Consider the following 16181-nt stretch of genomic DNA (forward strand, 5'->3'; position numbering starts at 1 on the left):
GACCTGCAGTCCTGCAATGAGTATCGATTTGATCAGGCAAGCGTGCGTGACCAGCATTCGATCGTCACACGCGTGCCCGGCTTCTCGTCGTCGATGCGCATCGTAAAGTCGTGTACGCGGATCACCGCCGACACGATGCTGAGCCCGAGCCCGGAGCCTGTAAGGTGGCTCGTCCGCTCGCTGCGGTAGAAACGCTGCAGCACTGCTTCACGCTCTTCCGCGGGGATGCCGGCGCCATTGTCGACGATGTCGATGCGCGGCCCTGCCGTCGTCTGGGCCAGCGTGATCGACACCGAGCCGCCATCGTGCGTGAACTTGATCGCGTTGTCGATCAGATTGCTGAGCATCTCGAACAGCAGGGCACGGTCGCCATGTACCGGCTCTGTGCCGCCAGCGTTCACGGTGAGGTTGATCGCGCGGGTTTCCGCAAGCGGCTCGTAGAGCTCGCCGACCTCGCGCACAAGCGCCGCGAGCTCGACCTCGCCGAAGCCGCCGCGCCGTTGCAGCGTGCCGATCTCGGAGATCCGCAGCATCGCGCGGAAGCGGTCGAGCAACGCATCCGTTTCGGTGCGCGCGCGCTCCACGAGATCGTGGATCGCTGCGTCGTCCACGCGGCTCGTGCGCTCCGCGATGTGCGAGAGGAGCGTCCGCACATGGGCGAGCGGCGTGCGCAAGTCGTGCGCGATGCCGTCGCACGCCCCTTTCACTTCGTTCATCAGCCGCTCGACGTCGTCGAGCATGCGATTGACGAGGTGCGCGAGCATATCCAGCTCGTCGCGCCCGCCGACCGGCAGGCGCTGCCCCAGGTCGCCCTGCGCGATGCGCTGCGTGACGCGCCGGATCTCCTTCGCGCGCCGCATCTGCCGCATGCTCAGCGCGAGGCCGCCCGCGACGCCCGACGCGAGGCACAGTATCCCGCCCGCGACGAGCGCGTTGATGATGGTCTTGCGGATGTGCAGGATATGCGTGAGGTCGCGCGCGATGACGAGTGTTTTACCGTCCTTGCGCCGTTCGACCATCGCACGCACGACCGGCGACGGTCCGCTGCCCTCGATCTGCATCGAATGTTGCAGCGTTACGCCCGTGCGGTCGGCCCGTACACCGGACGGCATCGCAAGCACATCGCCCGCGAGGTGGGACCCATCGGGCGCAAAGAGACCGTAGTAGTTGGAATGCATCCGCTCGCGTTCTATCCGGCGGTAGATCGCGTTGTTCAATTCGGAGTCGGGCAGCGAATCGAAGTAGATCAACTGCCAATCCATGACGACGTCGGTTTCGCGCTCCATCTCCGCCGTCACGGTCCAGCCGATGTAGCTGAGCAGCAGCGCGACTGAGCACGAAAAGACCACAGCATAGGTCGTCAGCAGCCGGAAGGTCGCCGAATGCCAGCGCCCCCTTACGCCGACCGGCGGCGTCGAAGTAGAAATTTCTGTCAACGTGTTGCGCTCACGCGAGCATGATGTAGCCGGCACCGCGCACCGTCTGGAGCAGTGGGGGAGCGCCGGGCGGATCGACCTTCTTGCGCAGTCTGCCCATGTGCACGTCGATGAGATTGGTGCCCGGATCGAAGTGATACCCCCAGACCGCCTCGAACAGCATCGTGCGTGTGATCGTCTGTCCGGCGTGGCGCATCATGAATTCGAGCACGCGATACTCGGTGGGCAAGAGCGCGATCTCTTCGCCATTACGTTGGGCCTCGCGCGAGATCAGATCGAGTTCGAGCGGCCCCACGCGCAACGTCGTTTCGGATTGGGTTGCGGGCGCCTGGCGGCGGCGCAGCAGCACTTCGAGGCGTGCGGCCATTTCCTCGGGGTCGAACGGCTTCGTCAGATAATCGTCGCCGCCCGCGCGCAGGCCGCGGACGCGTTCGTCGACGTCGCCGAGCGCGCTCAGCATCAGGACCGGCGTCTGGACGCCGATGCTGCGCATCGTGGTCACGATGGTCAGGCCGTCAACGCCCGGCAGCATGCGGTCAAGCGTAATCACGTCGTACTCGTCGCTGATCGCGCGCGCAACCCCGTCGCGGCCGTTCGCGGCCCAATCGACCGTGAAACCGCGGCTTTTCAATTCGCCAACGATTTCATTCGCGGTGATTTCATCGTCTTCGATCGTGAGTACACGTGCCATGATCGGGTCGGACGCCACGGTGTACGGCGCCACCTGGCGCGGCAAGTTATCGGAAGGGGGACATGATGCCATATTCGGTGCTTGCGTTCATCCCGTAAGGGCTGGTTCAAAAAAGGGAGCGCGAATATCGAGCATTGCCCCACGCGGACTACCCGGTCAGACGACAAAAACCCAAAACCGGTTTCATTAAAAAAAATTTAGAGTGCGAGCCGCGGCCCGAGTCCTCGTGCCAGGCCTCCCCTTTTTAAACACTTTTTCACCTTCATGCCGGGCCTTCGATACGTCGCGCAAAATATCATCGTGGCTGTCATGCCGGGATCAGCGGCCAGCCCGATTACGTGAAGAGGACGCTTTGCGCCAACTCCCGTTAGCGTGCGGTAACCGCGAAGTGCTGCTGTCCGCCTGACACGACATTCGGTCTTTCAGCTTCGCCGCATTCGCGAACGCATTCGCCTTGCGAACTTTGAACCTCGCAACCACATACAGGGAGTACTAATGAAAAAGCTTACTCGTTCGACAATGCCCGTCGTGATCGCACTCGCCGCCTTGTTCAGTGCTGCGGGCGCTCACGCGCAGACCGTTCAGGATAGCCAGACCCACGCCGCTGCCCCAACGCAACACGCGCTGACGCGGCGGGACGTCGAACGCCAGCTCGTCAAGGCCGAGCAGGACGGCTCACTAGCGAGTGCGGACTCGATCTACTACGGCACCTACTGGGGCTGGGAGAATCCTGTCGAGACACGAAGTCTGGTTTCCGTACAGTAAATGGCAGCAGGCATCGAACCTCACCAGTGAGGACTGCGGCGTTGCACTTCGACAACGCCGCGTGCACGTGGCCGCCTCTGCGGCCACATTCGAGCAGCGTTGGTACGCTGAGCGGGCTCTCCAGCCCATGACTTTTTTATGACGAACGACGTGAATGCCGGCACGTCACTCTTTCAGTTTTCGGCGCCTTCGGCCTTTCTCCGCTTCCTATACTCCGCCCTTCCTGAAGCGCAGCGGTTTCTTTGCGCAGAACGGAATCGGGTCTAATAACGGAGAAACTTGATGAAGTACAGGAATATAGCCGTCATCGTCGTATCGATGGTGGTCGCCAGCGCCGCACATGCGCAAAGCAGCGTCACATTGTTCGGGTTGATCGACACGAGTGTTGCCTACAGCAGCAGCGCGCGCACCAACGCCGCGAACCCTGCCGCAGGCGGCGGCACGCAATGGCAGATGTTTGCCGGAAGCGTCTATACACCGCGCTGGGGTCTGCGCGGCAGCGAGGATCTCGGCGGCGGGCTGAGCGCGGTCTTCTGGCTGGAAAACGGCTTCAATTCGGCGAACGGAACGTTCAGGAACGGCGGCGACCTCTTCGGCCGCCAGGCATGGGTTGGTCTGAGCGCAAGGCAATACGGTACGCTGACGCTCGGCCGCCAGTATGACTTCATGGTCAGCTACCTTGCGCCGCTGAGTGCGACGGGCTCGGGTTTCGCGGGCAATCTCGCTGAGCACCCGTATGACAATGACAACCTCAACAACGACCTGCGCCTCAACAACTCCGTGAAGTTCAGCAGCGTCGAGTTCAACGGGCTGAAGTTCGGCGCGATGTACGCGTTTTCGAACCAGGCTGGCGAGGTTTCGAACAACAACGCCTACAGTGCCGGCCTGAGCTACGCGTTCGGGCCGCTGAACCTCGCGGCGGCGTACATGCAGATCAACCGCAACACGAATGCCCAGAATGCGAACGGCGCAGTCAGCACGGGCGATGGCGATGCGTTGACGATAGGCGGCCTGCAGCGGATGTACGGCCTGGGCGCGCACTACGCGTTCGGCAAGTCGACCGTTGGCCTTCTCTGGACGCATTCGTCGACCGAGAGCGTTTCGAGCCTCTGGTTCGGCGGCAGCACGAGCAACGGCGCGCTGCCGGGGCCGTCGAACGGCGCGGGCAACGACATCAAGTTCGACAACTTCGAGGTCAACGGACGCTACTTCGTGCGCCCCGACTTCAGCCTCGGCGCGTCGTATACGTACACGACGGCCTCGTTCACGTCGTCGAACGGCAACGCCCATCCGCACTGGAACCAGGTCACGGCTCAGGCGGATTATCTGTTCTCGCAGCGTACTGATGTGTACCTCGAGGGGGTCTATCAGCGCGTGGGCGGTGGCAATGGCATCTCGGCGTTCGACGCTGGCGTGTATACGCTGACACCGGCTACGGGCAACCAGCAGGTCGTTGTAGCCGTCGGCCTCAAGCACCGCTTCTGAACGCACGCATCGTTGCGGTTTGGGGGTGCTGCGATGCCAGGCGTCGCGGCATTGCAAGGAACGGGTTGCGCGGCCATCGCGCAATCCGTTTCCCTCTCGCGCTACGCTCGCAGCATTCGGATGCTATTCCTCACGATCGCCCCAAAGTTACGGCAATGCTCGCCGCAACCGCCTTCAACGCGCACATGCCGTCGCCAGCTTGCCGACGGTTATGACCGCCTGCTCGATTTCGCTCGACCACGGACTGCTGTAGTTCAGGCGGATGAAATTCCGATAGCTGTCCGAAACTGAAAACATATAGCCGGGACCGATCGTGATACGTCTTTCCAGAGCAAGCTGATAGAGTCTCATCGAATCGACTTTGGAAGGCAGCTCGACCCACAGCACATAGCCGCCTGCCGGGCTCGAAATGCGCGTGCCGGCCGGAAAAAACCGCATGACCATCGCTCTCATCAGGTTGGCCTGCTGCGCATATTGCTTGCGCACGCGCCGCAGGTGATGCTCATAGCCGTCACGCTCGAGAAACTCCGCGATCGCCAGTTGCGGAATCACCGGGGTCGCCAACGTATTGAGGAACTTCAGCTTTTCTACCTGATCGCGGTAGCGGCCAGGCAGCGCCCAGCCGATGCGGTACGCCGATGTGAGGCTTTTCGAAAACGAAGCGCAGTGCAGCACCATGCCCTTTTTGTCGTACGATTTAAGCGTGCTCGGATGCGATTCGCCGTAATAGAGCTCGTTATAGACGCCGTTTTCGATAAGCGGCACATCCGCACCCGACAGCAATTCCACTAGCGCGCGCTTGCGCTCGTCGGGCATCTTGAAGCCGAGCGGATTCTGGAAATTCGGCATTGCCATGCAGGCCGCGATCGGTTGTTCCCGGATGATTGCCGCGAGTTCGTCGATGTCGATGCCGTACTCCGGGTTCGTCGCGACCTCGATCGCCTTCATGCCGGCTCGCTCGATGGCGTGCAGCATGGCATAGAACGTCGGCGATTCGACCGCAACGACATCGCCCGGCTTCGCGACGGCCTGCAGGCACAGATTGATCGCCTCCGTTGCACCCACGGTCACGATGATTTCGTGCGGATCGATCGCCATGCCGTTCTCGAGGTAGCGCCGGGCGATCTGCCGCAAGAGTTCCGGGCTGCCCGGCGGCAAAGCGTTCGTTACGCCCCATAGCGCCTTGTTGCGACCGACGGCTGCCGCATAGCGATTGAGCTTGTCAAAAGGAAAGAGCTCGGGATCGGGATAAGGCGAGCCGAGCGGAATGGCGTCGTCGATGGCGATCGAGCGCAGCGTCGAAAGCACGAGCCGGCTCACGTCGACGGACGCCGACACGGCAATGGGCCGTGTCGGGCGCAACTCATCGGCGTGGCGATCGCCCTCGGCCACGCGCAGGCTCACGAAGTAGCCCGACTGTGGGCGGCTCTCCAGCAAGCCCCGGCTTTCCAGCAGCACGTACGCGCGAATCACCGTCGTAATACTGATGCGATGCTGCTGACTCGCTTGCCGCACCGATGGCACACGATCCCCCGGCCGATATACACCCTTGCGTATCAGATTTTCGATGTCGTCGGCGAGTTGCTCATAAAGATTCACTTCTTTACTCCTCGATCCGCGCGCGTGTTTCACTTGAAATGTTCCGGCGCGCGCGCAACTGTACTCTAGCAAGCCGGTGGAATCTGTGTGCCTCGATGCAGTGCTTCTGCTCTTAAGCTTGGGCCATCCAATCGCAGTGCGCGGCATTGGCCAGAAAACGCTGGGCGGCCTGCGCGAAGTCTACGGAACGAAAGTCATGGACCAGACAAAGCCAAAGGGCAAAATCGAGGCGTATCACCACCCCGCCGCCGGGTGGGGTGCGTTGAAGTACGTTGCCGTCAATCTGATCAAGGAGCGCGTTGCGGGCGGCAACTACCGCACCCTGTTCAAGCAGAACCAACCGGACGGTTTCGACTGCCCTGGCTGTGCGTGGCCCGACCGCCAGCACGCTTCGACCTTCGAATTCTGCGAGAACGGCGTGAAGGCCGTAGCCGCCGAAGCCACGACCAAACGCGTCACGCCGTCGTTCTTCGAAGAGCACACGGTCGAATCGTTGATGAAGCAGACCGACTACGAGCTCGAGCAGCACGGCAGGCTGACCGACCCGATGGTGTACGACGCCGTCACGGACCGCTACCGGCCCATCGCCTGGAACGACGCCTTCGCACTCGTCGCGAAGCATCTAAACCAGCTCGACTCGCCCGACGAAGCGGCGTTCTACACTTCGGGTCGTGCGAGCAACGAAGCCGCGTTCCTCTATCAGTTATTCGTGCGCATGTATGGCACGAATAACTTTCCCGACTGCTCGAACATGTGCCACGAGGCGACGAGCCGCGGCCTCCCTGCAACGGTTGGCATTGGCAAGGGCACGGTCACGCTCGACGACTTCGAACTGGCCGACACCATCATCATCTTCGGGCAGAACCCCGCAACGAACCACCCGCGCATGCTCGGCGAACTGCGAGAAGCATCGCGCCGCGGCGCCACCATCGTGTCGGTCAATCCCCTGCGGGAGCGCGGCCTGGAGCGCTTCACGAGCCCCCAGCATCCAGTCGAAATGCTGACGTTCAGCAGCACGAAGATTGCCTCGATGTTCATCCAGCCGAAGCTCGGCGGCGACTTCGCCTTGATCAAGGGCGTCGCCAAGCATCTCATCGAACTCGACGACAAAGCGATCGAGAACGGCGCGCAACGGTTGCTCGACCTCGACTTCATCAACCAGCACACCCTCGGCTTCGACGCCTTCGCCGACGACCTGCGCAACGAAAGCTGGCCGCTGCTCGAAGCGGAGTCCGGCGTCGCGCGCGAAGATATTGAGGGCCTGACGCGTACCTATGCGAACGGCGAGCGGGTGATTGCCACCTGGGGCATGGGCATCACGCAGCACAAGCATTCAGTGCAGACCGTGCATATGCTCTCCAACCTCCTCATGATGCGCGGAAACATCGGCCGCGCGGGGGCCGGTCTGTGTCCCGTGCGCGGCCATTCGAACGTGCAGGGCAACCGTACCGTCGGTATCGAGGAGAAGCCTGCGCAGGCATTCCTCGACCGGCTCGGCGAGGTCTTCGACTTCGAACCGCCGCGCGAGCATGGCCTCGATGTCGTCGAGACGGTCGAGCACATGCTGGAAGGCAAAGTGAAAGTGTTCATAGGTCTCGGCGGCAACTTCGCCATGGCGACGCCGGACACCCCGCGCACTTTCGACGCGCTGCGCTCGTGCAAGCTCACTGTGCACGTCACGACGAAGCTCAACCGCAGCCATCTTGTCCACGGCACGGACGCACTGATTCTTCCGACGCTGGGCCGCACCGAAATCGACGTGCAAAACGGTATCGCCCAGGGCATCACCGTCGAGGACTCGATGAGCATGGTGCATATCTCGTACGGCATGAACAAGCCCGCTTCGCCGAACCTGATGTCAGAGACGGCCATCGTCGCGAACATCGCGCACGCGACGCTCGGCGACCGCAAGGTTGACTGGCTCGCCTATGCCGGTGACTACGCGAAGATTCGTGACGCCATCGAGCAGGTTATCGACGGGTTCCACCAGTACAACGAGCGCATCCAGAAACCAGGCGGCTTCCATCTGCGCGTCGCCTCGCGCGAGCGCGACTGGAAGACCGAAAGCGGCAAGGCGAACTTCATCGTACACGCCGTGCAGCAGGACACGCCGATCGCCCGCGCAAGAGCGCTGCACGGCGAACGCCTGATGACGCTCATGACGACGCGCTCGCATGACCAGTACAACACCACCATCTATGCGCTCGACGACCGCTATCGAGGCGTGTTCGGCCAGCGCCGCGTCGTGTTCATCAACCCGGCCGACATCGCCATGCTCGGCATGCGCAACGGCGACTGGGTCGACATGACCACCGTCTGGGACGACGGCATCGAACGCCGCGCGAATTGCTTCCGGCTCGTCGAGTACGACATCCCGCGCGGCTGCATCGGCGCCTACTACCCCGAGACGAACCCGCTCGTACCGCTCGCGAGCGTGGGCGACATCTGCAACACGCCGACCTCGAAGTCGATTCCGGTGTTGCTGCACCGTTCGGCCGAACCGCCGGTCCTGCCAGCGTTTGATTCCTCTTGCCGGGCAGTGCCGCTCCCATTCGGGCCGCACAGCGGCTCTCAACTTCCCAAGTGATGACCATGTCTGTCGAAGCTCTTGATCTGGCGCGCGGCCAGTTTGCGATGACCGCGATCTTCCACATACTCTGGCCGATTCTCACGATCAGCCTGTCCGCTTTTCTGCTCGTTGTCGAGATACTCTGGGTCAAGACCAGCGATGTCGTCTGGTACCGCCACGCGCGGTTCTGGAGCAAGCTTTTGTTGCTCAATTTCGCCGTCGGCGTCGTGAGCGGGATCCCCATGGAGTTCCAGTTCGGCACCAACTGGGGGCCGTTTTCGGAATACACCGGTCAGTTCTTCGGCAACATTCTCGGCTTTGAAGGCGCAATGGCCTTCATGCTCGAAGCCGGCTTCGTCGGCATCATGATGCTGGGATGGGAGCGTGTTCCCAAGGGCGTTCACCTGTTCGCCACGGCGATGGTCGCACTCGGCTCTTCGCTGTCCGCGTTCTGGATCATGGTCGCGAACTCCTGGCTGCAAACGCCGAGCGGCGTCGCCGAAGTCAACGGCAAGCTTGTCGTCACCGACTACGTGAAAGCGATCTTCAGCCCGGACATGCCGTGGGGCACCTCGCACATGTGGTTTGCCGCGCTCGAAACCGGCCTTGTGGTGGTGGCGGGCATCTCGGCGTACTACCTGCTCAGGCGCCGCGATCCGGCCTTCTTCGTGCGCTCCTTCAAGCTCGCGCTGCTGCTTCTCGCGTTCGTGGCCCCCGTGCAGATCTGGCTGGGCGACTCCAGCGGCGTGGATGTCTTTGCCACGCAACCGGCCAAGGGTGCAGCGATCGAAGGCCACTGGGAAACCAACGCACCGGGCACTGGTGCGAGCTGGTCGCTCCTCGCGTGGCCCGACGCCGCCCAGCAACGCAACGACTGGTCGCTCGAAGTGCCAGGCCTGCTAAGCCTCCTCGGCACGCACAGCCTGCACGGCCAGATCAAGGGCCTGAGGGACATTCCCGTGGCCGAGCAGCCGCCGATGATTCCTCTGCTCTACTACGGGTTCCGGGTCATGGCCGGTGTGGGTTTCCTGTTCATGGTGCTCGCCTTCTGGACGCTTTACGCGCTGCGCAAGTCACGTGGCCGCCTTGAGGCGCTGCTGGCGCGACGCAAGCTGCTGCTCGCGTGGGTATTGGCGATCCCGCTGCCGTACATTGCGGTCGAGTGCGGCTGGATCGTGCGCGAAGTGGGCCGCCAGCCGTGGCTCGTCTATGGCCTGTTGCGCACGAGCCAGTCCGCCTCCGCGATTCCGGCCGGCGCCATCTCGGGCAGCATGATCATGTTCGCTGCTTTCTACGTCATCCTCATAACGTCGTTCTTCGTCTTCGCTCGCCGCTGGCTGCGCCGCGGCCCCGACCTCGGCCTGATGCCGCCGGCCGAGCCTGCCCGCCAGAGCGCCGCGCACGCCGTCGACTACTGAGCGACGACGCATCCGCCGTTTCGCATTCACCACAGGAAGTCATCATGCCTCCCTCAACAACTCAAGACCTGCTAAGCCATGCGTGGTTCGGGCTCATCGGCCTGATGCTCGTGCTCTACGTCGTCACGGACGGCTTCGACCTCGGCGTGGGCGTGCTCACCCTCCTGCGCCGCCGCGAAAGCGACCGCGACCTGATGATCCAGTCCATTGGCCATGTGTGGGACGCCAACGAGACCTGGCTTGTCGCGCTCGGCGGCGCGCTCTTCGGGGCGTTCCCCGAGGCCTACGCGATGATTCTTTCGGACCTCTACGTTCCGGTGATGCTGCTGATCGCGAGCTTCATCATGCGCGGCGCGGCGATCGAGTTTCGTCATGCCGCACACTCCAGCAAGACCGTGTGGGACCGCGTGTTCGGCATCGGCAGCCTGCTCGCGGCGATATCGCAAGGCATCGTGCTCGGCAAGATACTGACCGGCTTCGTGCCGGGCGCCACGAACCTCGGCTTCGTGGCCGTCACGGCGATCGGCGTCGTGTCCGGCTATTGCCTGCTCGGCGCGACCTGGCTCGTAAAGAAGACGACGGGTGCAATCGAAACGTCGGCGCGCCGCTATGCCGTTGTCTCTGTGTTCACGACCGTGGCGGCCGCGCTGGTGGTGTCGTTCGCCACGTTGAAGCTAAGCCCGGTGGGCGTGACGCGCTGGCAGGAAACCGGCGTGTTCCACCTGCTGATCGCGCTGGGCGTGCTGGCCGCACTCGCGTTTCTCTACGTGCTCTACTCGATTCACATGCGCGGAGAGCATGGCCCATTCGTCGGCGCCACGATCCTGTTCGTGGTCTCTTTCGCGGGCCTCGCGATCAGCCTGTTCCCCTACATCGTGCCCGGTCAGCTCACCGTCGCCGCTGCGGCATCGGACAGCACGACGCTCACCTTCATGCTATGTGGGATTGGCATCGTGTTCCCGATCATGGTCGGCTATAACCTGTACCAATACCATCTGTTCCGCGGGAAGGTCGTGCCGGTCAAGCACTAGTCATCTGCCCGCTAATGTGAAGAGATCATGAACGCCATCGCCGAGCCACTCATCGCCGCCGGACCGTCGTCGGACGGACTGCCCCGCATCGCTGCGCCGGCCTTCGACAGGCTCGGACGTCCCCTGCGAGATCTGCGCCTGTCCGTCATCGATCAATGCAATTTCCGTTGCACCTACTGCATGCCTCGTCACGTGTTCGGCGCGGACTACCCCTTTCTGCGGGCATCAGAGCGCCTTTCCTTCGATCAAATGGTCAAGCTCGCACGGGCATTTGCGTCTCTTGGCGTCGAGAAAATCCGCATCACCGGCGGCGAACCGTTGCTGCGGCGCGGACTCGAAGCGCTCATCGAGCGCCTCGCGCGCCTCACGGCAGCGAGCGGCAAGCCCATGGACATCGCGATGACGACAAACGGCTCGCTGCTCGCCAGCAGGGCACGCGCTCTGCGCGATGCGGGCCTCGGCCGCGTCACGGTCAGCCTCGATGCGGTCGATCAAGGGGTATTCCGGCGCATGAGCGACGTCGATCTGCCCGTGACTCGCATCCTCGACGGCATAGAGCAGGCGCAAGCCGTGGGCCTCGCTCCCGTCAAGGTGAACGCGGTGATCCAGCGGGACGTCAATGACAGCCAGATCCTTCCGCTCGTGCGTCTGTTCAGGAACACGAGTGTCGCCGTACGCTTCATCGAGTACATGGACGTCGGCGGTGCGTTCGACTGGTCTAACGCGACAGTGCTCACGGCGCGGGAGATACGAGCCATCGTGGAGTCCGAATTTCCTCTCGTGCCGCTCGCGGCCGAACGGGAAGGGGCAACCGCCGTCAAGTATCGGCATGCGAGCGGCAGCGGCGAAGTCGGATTCATCTCGAGCATCTCGGCGCCTTTTTGCGGCGCGTGCTCCCGTGCGCGCGTATCCGCCGACGGTCAACTCTATACCTGCCTCTTCGCCACGCAGGGAACGGACCTCAATCCCTGGCTCGGCGACGCCGTGCCCGTCGAGCAGTTGGCCGAATCCATTCGTGCAAGCTGGAACGCCCGTGATGACCGGTACTCGGAACTGCGCTGGATGCGGCGCAAATCGGCCACCGGCAAGGCGTGGCCGACAGTGCGCATGTCGCTCGTAGGCGGCTGAACGTTGCCACGCGCTTCACGACCCGCTACAGGAGGAAGGATTATGACGCCTGCCGGACCCTCGCAGGGCGCCCTGCCCGACATCCCGTCTCACTCCGAGAACACGCAGCCCCGCATCGGCATAGCAGCCGGCTTCGAAGTACGTATCCAGCATCAGCCGATCGATATTCAGGCGGAGATTGCACCGATCATGCGCAACCCGAACGTGGGGGCCGTGGTCAATTTCGTCGGGGTCGTCCGCAATAGTGGTGATTCCGACGACGTCGTCGCGCTCGAACTCGAGCAGTATCCCGGCATGACCGAGCACTCGCTATGGGGCATAGTCGAAGAAGCCAATGCACGATGGAAGGTCGATGCCATCAAGGTCGTTCACCGGGTCGGCCGCGTCGCCCTCGGCAATGCCGTCGTATGCGTGGTTGTCGCCGCGCCGCATCGCGCTTGCGCATTCGGAGCGTGCGAGTTCGTGATGGACTTTCTGAAAACGCACGCACCGCTGTGGAAAAAAGAAGTCAGCCGTGACGGGACATCCGAATGGGTAGAAGCCAGAGCACATGACGAACAAGCCATGCTGCGCTGGGGCTGAGGCTCCCGCGCCGCCGGCGACAACCGGAACCCAATCATGAGACTCACCATCAAGTATTTTGCGAGCATCCGGGAACAGCTCGGCATGCAGCAGGAAGTCGTCGATGTCGACGCGCCGCAGCTCACGATCGACGCGCTGCGGGCGCGGCTGGCCTCGCGCAACGCCCGGATGGCCGCAGCCTTACCCGAAGGCCGCCGGGTACGCACAGCCGTCAACCACGAAATGGTCGCCGGCTCATTTGTCGTGCGCGAGGACAGCGAGATCGCATTTTTTCCACCGGTGACCGGCGGGTAAAGCAGCGCTCGATTCACCGCTGCTGCGTCGTCCTCACTCGCTGAAGAACACACGTCACGACAAAGGGAAACGGCAGCATCAGCAACAGCAATATCCACGTCAGGACGTATACGGCCTGGATTCCACTATCTTGCAGGTCAACGAACAGCTTGACTGGGATACCCTGCGGAAAGTATGAGAAAACCGCAACGATTCCAAATTCGCCGACGATACGAACCCATGCCAACAACACAGCGGTCACGATGGCCCGCGAGCAAAGTGGCAACGTCACGCTGAAGAACGTCGTCAAAGGCGGTGCGCCCAGATCGTACGCCGCTTCTTCGAATTCGGGCGCCACGTTCTCAAAAGCCGTCCGTGCCGAAGTCACGTAGCAGGCCAGGCCGCCATAGACCTGTGCAAGCACAAATGAACTGGCATTATTGTTCAGTGAGACGCCAATCTCTGCGAAAAGCTGTCCGAGCGGTCCATAGGGACCATATGCTGAGACGAGCAGGATGCCCATGGCGAGCGATGGGATGAGCATCGAGTAGAAAACCAGAATGTCGACGTATCGCGTGAGCCGCGATTGGCTGCGTGCCAACCAGATCGACAGTGGCGTACCGACGATCACGATCACGATGATCGCCCAGACGCTCAACCGGAGCGACACGCCAACGGCCCGCCAGTCGCCGTAAGCCGCGTGAAGATCGTTGAACTGCGTCTCGCCGACGAGGCAGACGAGCGGGAGAGCCAGCAGCGCCAATGCGGGCGTCAGGCTCAACCATCCCGCGCGAGCCATCTTCGATCGAACAGGTTTCATTCCGCGATTGGGCCTTACTTGTTCAGGGCGCTGCCCTTTGGTGCGTCGTACCCTTTCTGATGGAAGATTGCTTGCCCCGCAGGACTCAGCATGAAGTCGATGAATGCTTGCGCGAGTTGGGGATGCGGCGCGTTGTTGAGCACGGCAGCGTAAAAGACCAGCGGTTGCGGGGAGAGTGTGCGCGGAGCACCGGCCGTGCCGGCGAGCTTGAACGAAACCGTGTCGTACCACCGGCGGGCGTCAGCCGGATTGCTGAGGTTGATCTCGTCCGGAAGTGCAATGTAGGGGAGCTTCGCGGAAATCACCGCGCTCCGATAGCCGGAAGAGGCATCGACTTGCCCCGCCTCCAGCCTCGAGAGCAACCCCCCTTCCGCAAAGACTTGCTGCGGATTCTCCGTGGCGCCTAGAATTCTCCGGGCAAGACCAGGCTGTCCGTAGTACCTTTCCGCCAGTTCCACAGTGAAGATGATGTTCTGCCCTTGGGGATCGAACTGCGGATCCGTTCGACCAAAGCGCAAACCCGGAGATTGGAGCACCCCCCACCACGGCGAGCCATGCCCCGCCCTCGCCGCTTCCATCTGCTTCGCAAACGGGCTTTTCGGATTGAAAGCGATCACCATGCCCGTGCTGGCGACGGGAAGCGCGCGATCGACCAGGTTCGCTGCCTCGAGGATCTCGATCGGACCTGGCGTGATCGAGACGAACACGTCGGCAACCTGCTTTCTCGACGCCAGCAGCCGAGCCATGCCGTAAGCGCCTTCACCTTGGCCCTCGTAATCGACGCCGTTCCTTTTTGCAAAGGCCGGCCCGAGCGCTTCGTCCATCACCACGCCCATCGAGCCGGCATATGCGACACGTATCGCTTCATGCGCGCGTGCTACCGGCGCTGTCGCCAACATGGCCACGCATATAAGGCCAGAAATGCGCCATTTCACTCTATGTCTCCCGATATCGGCGCAAGCAGTCCGGCACGTCCGCGCCCCGCCGTCGTTGCGCATCAAGAGCGATCGCGCAGGCCGCAATTGCCAAGCTTTCCGTTCGCGCCTGAAAAGCCGTCTTCAACTCGAAAGATTGCATGCAGACCGCCTCCCAGATCCTGTCCATAATGGCACTTGCGAACAGCCGTCGCCGCTTACGTCTTCGAACCGACCCGAAGCAGCGCCGAGTCCCAAAGCCGGCTTGCGAGTCCCGCCTGCGGCACGGCTTCGAGCGCGACCAACGGCGCCTGCGCAAGCACCTTGCCATCGTCGATAAGCGCGACGCTGCCGACACGCTGTCCAGCGGCGAGCGGCGCGATCAAGGGCGTACTCAGGGTGACACGCGAAACGATTTTGCTGCCCGTGCCCATCGGCACCGTTGCTGCAAGATCACCTGAAACACCGACCGTTACGGACAGGCTCGTCCCCTCGTAGACACGCGCCGTCTGTACGGCCTGTCCCGGCTGCCATGGCCGTACCTGCGTGAACGCGTGATAGGCGAAGTCGAGCAGTTTCATGCTGTCACGCACGCGGTCAGCCCCGCTGGGGTCTCCCATCACGACGATAATCACGCGCCTCGTCGCACCGGCGGCGCCGGGCTCCGTGCGGTTCGCGCTCGCAATGAGGCAATAGCCAGCGGCTTGCGTGTGCCCGGTTTTGAGGCCGTCCACCGTCGGATCGAGCCACAGCAGACGATTGCGATTAGGCTGCCGGATGTTGTCATAGGTGAACGTCTTGACCGAGAAAATCGGGTAGTACTCCGGAAAATCGGAAATCAGACGCGCCGCCAGCCGCGCGAGATCGTCGGCTGTCGAATAGTGGTCCGGTTCCGGCATGCCGTTGACGTCCGCGTAATGCGTGTGGACCATGCCGATCCGTCGTGCCTCTGCGTTCATCATCTCGACGAACTGCGCCTGGCTGCCGCCGACCAGTTCGGCGAGCGCAATGGCTGCGTCGTTACCCGATTGGACGATTAACCCATAGAGGAGGTCCTGCACGGTAACCGGCTTGTTCGGCGAAATGAACATGCGCGACTGGTCGGAGCCCACTGCGCGAACCGCATCGCTGGGGAGCACCGTCTGATTCAAGGCAATCTTCTTCGACTGCAGCGCCCGAAATGTCAGGTAGGCAGTCATGAGCTTCGTGAGCGACGCCGGCTCCATTCGCGCATCGGCATTGGCCGAGGCAAGCACCTGGCCATCGCTCTCGTCCATGATGACCCACGAGCGCGCGAGCACGTTCGGCGGGGCGACCTGCGCGAACGAAGTGACACTTGTGAGCGAGAGAACGACTGCGGGCAACGTGCGGCGCAACACGCGTGTTTGCAACGATAACCCGGTGAGGCGCGACAGCCGCGCGTGGAGTGGGGACGGACGCATGATTTCGAATCGGGAATAGCAGTTGAAG

The 16181-nt window shown here is 62.5% G+C and carries 14 protein-coding genes; 8 read left to right on the forward strand and 6 right to left on the reverse strand.

Features of this window, described 5'->3' with window-relative positions; all coding sequences use genetic code 11:
• Nucleotides 1-32: 32 nt before the first annotated feature.
• Nucleotides 33-1436 carry a HAMP domain-containing sensor histidine kinase gene (locus tag M3I53_RS18795; protein ID WP_254317388.1) on the reverse strand — a complete coding sequence of 468 codons (1404 nt, stop codon included), beginning with the start codon at nucleotides 1434-1436 and terminating at the stop codon, nucleotides 33-35.
• 10 nt (nucleotides 1437-1446) lie between these two features.
• The gene (locus tag M3I53_RS18800) at nucleotides 1447-2127 is read right to left on the reverse strand and encodes a response regulator transcription factor (protein ID WP_254317389.1); all 681 of its coding nucleotides are present in this window, start codon (nucleotides 2125-2127) and stop codon (nucleotides 1447-1449) included.
• 495 nt (nucleotides 2128-2622) lie between these two features.
• Between M3I53_RS18800 and M3I53_RS18805 the strand changes: the two genes are divergently transcribed.
• Together M3I53_RS18805 and M3I53_RS18810 are read left to right on the forward strand one after the other, a co-directional pair.
• Nucleotides 2623-2892 carry a DUF4148 domain-containing protein gene (locus M3I53_RS18805; RefSeq protein WP_254317390.1) on the forward strand — a complete coding sequence of 90 codons (270 nt, stop codon included), beginning with the start codon at nucleotides 2623-2625 and terminating at the stop codon, nucleotides 2890-2892.
• Nucleotides 2893-3174: 282 nt separating this feature from the next.
• Entirely contained in the window at nucleotides 3175-4377 is a 1203-nt protein-coding gene (locus M3I53_RS18810; RefSeq protein ID WP_254317391.1) for a porin, read from the forward strand.
• Between the two features lie 174 nt (nucleotides 4378-4551).
• Here the strand turns inward: M3I53_RS18810 and M3I53_RS18815 are convergent, their stop codons facing one another.
• Nucleotides 4552-5976: a PLP-dependent aminotransferase family protein gene (locus M3I53_RS18815; protein WP_254317392.1), complete on the reverse strand. Its 1425-nt coding sequence runs from the start codon at nucleotides 5974-5976 to the stop codon at nucleotides 4552-4554.
• Nucleotides 5977-6172: 196 nt separating this feature from the next.
• Here M3I53_RS18815 and M3I53_RS18820 point away from each other — a divergent pair, with 196 nt between their 5' ends.
• The 6 genes from M3I53_RS18820 to moaD are packed head-to-tail and all read left to right on the forward strand — an operon-like array spanning nucleotide 6173 to nucleotide 12998.
• Complete coding sequence (locus tag M3I53_RS18820; RefSeq protein ID WP_254317393.1) at nucleotides 6173-8563, forward strand: FdhF/YdeP family oxidoreductase; 2391 nt, start codon at nucleotides 6173-6175, stop codon at nucleotides 8561-8563.
• Between the two features lie 5 nt (nucleotides 8564-8568).
• Nucleotides 8569-9963 (forward strand): cytochrome ubiquinol oxidase subunit I, encoded by a 1395-nt coding sequence (locus M3I53_RS18825; protein ID WP_254317394.1) that lies wholly within the window; start codon nucleotides 8569-8571, stop codon nucleotides 9961-9963.
• 44 nt (nucleotides 9964-10007) lie between these two features.
• Nucleotides 10008-10994 carry a cytochrome d ubiquinol oxidase subunit II gene (gene cydB / locus M3I53_RS18830; RefSeq protein ID WP_254317395.1) on the forward strand — a complete coding sequence of 329 codons (987 nt, stop codon included), beginning with the start codon at nucleotides 10008-10010 and terminating at the stop codon, nucleotides 10992-10994.
• A 27-nt stretch (nucleotides 10995-11021) separates the two neighbouring features.
• Complete coding sequence (gene moaA / locus M3I53_RS18835; protein WP_254317396.1) at nucleotides 11022-12122, forward strand: GTP 3',8-cyclase MoaA; 1101 nt, start codon at nucleotides 11022-11024, stop codon at nucleotides 12120-12122.
• Between the two features lie 42 nt (nucleotides 12123-12164).
• Nucleotides 12165-12704 carry a molybdenum cofactor biosynthesis protein MoaE gene (locus M3I53_RS18840; protein ID WP_254317397.1) on the forward strand — a complete coding sequence of 180 codons (540 nt, stop codon included), beginning with the start codon at nucleotides 12165-12167 and terminating at the stop codon, nucleotides 12702-12704.
• 36 nt (nucleotides 12705-12740) lie between these two features.
• Entirely contained in the window at nucleotides 12741-12998 is a 258-nt protein-coding gene (gene moaD / locus M3I53_RS18845; protein ID WP_254317398.1) for a molybdopterin converting factor subunit 1, read from the forward strand.
• Nucleotides 12999-13011: 13 nt separating this feature from the next.
• Here the strand turns inward: moaD and M3I53_RS18850 are convergent, their stop codons facing one another.
• The 3 genes from M3I53_RS18850 to M3I53_RS18860 all read right to left on the reverse strand — a co-directional run bounded on the left by M3I53_RS18850 (nucleotide 13012) and on the right by M3I53_RS18860 (nucleotide 16153).
• Nucleotides 13012-13797 (reverse strand): molybdenum ABC transporter permease, encoded by a 786-nt coding sequence (locus M3I53_RS18850; protein ID WP_254317399.1) that lies wholly within the window; start codon nucleotides 13795-13797, stop codon nucleotides 13012-13014.
• Between the two features lie 14 nt (nucleotides 13798-13811).
• Nucleotides 13812-14732, reverse strand: coding sequence for an extracellular solute-binding protein (locus M3I53_RS18855; protein WP_254317400.1), 921 nt, complete (start codon nucleotides 14730-14732; stop codon nucleotides 13812-13814).
• A 197-nt stretch (nucleotides 14733-14929) separates the two neighbouring features.
• Nucleotides 14930-16153, reverse strand: a complete 1224-nt coding sequence (locus M3I53_RS18860; protein ID WP_254317401.1) for a D-alanyl-D-alanine carboxypeptidase family protein — start codon at nucleotides 16151-16153, stop codon at nucleotides 14930-14932.
• Nucleotides 16154-16181 lie beyond the last annotated feature (28 nt).

The organism is Paraburkholderia sp. CNPSo 3272, from assembly GCF_024206495.1.
Lineage (GTDB): Bacteria > Pseudomonadota > Gammaproteobacteria > Burkholderiales > Burkholderiaceae > Paraburkholderia.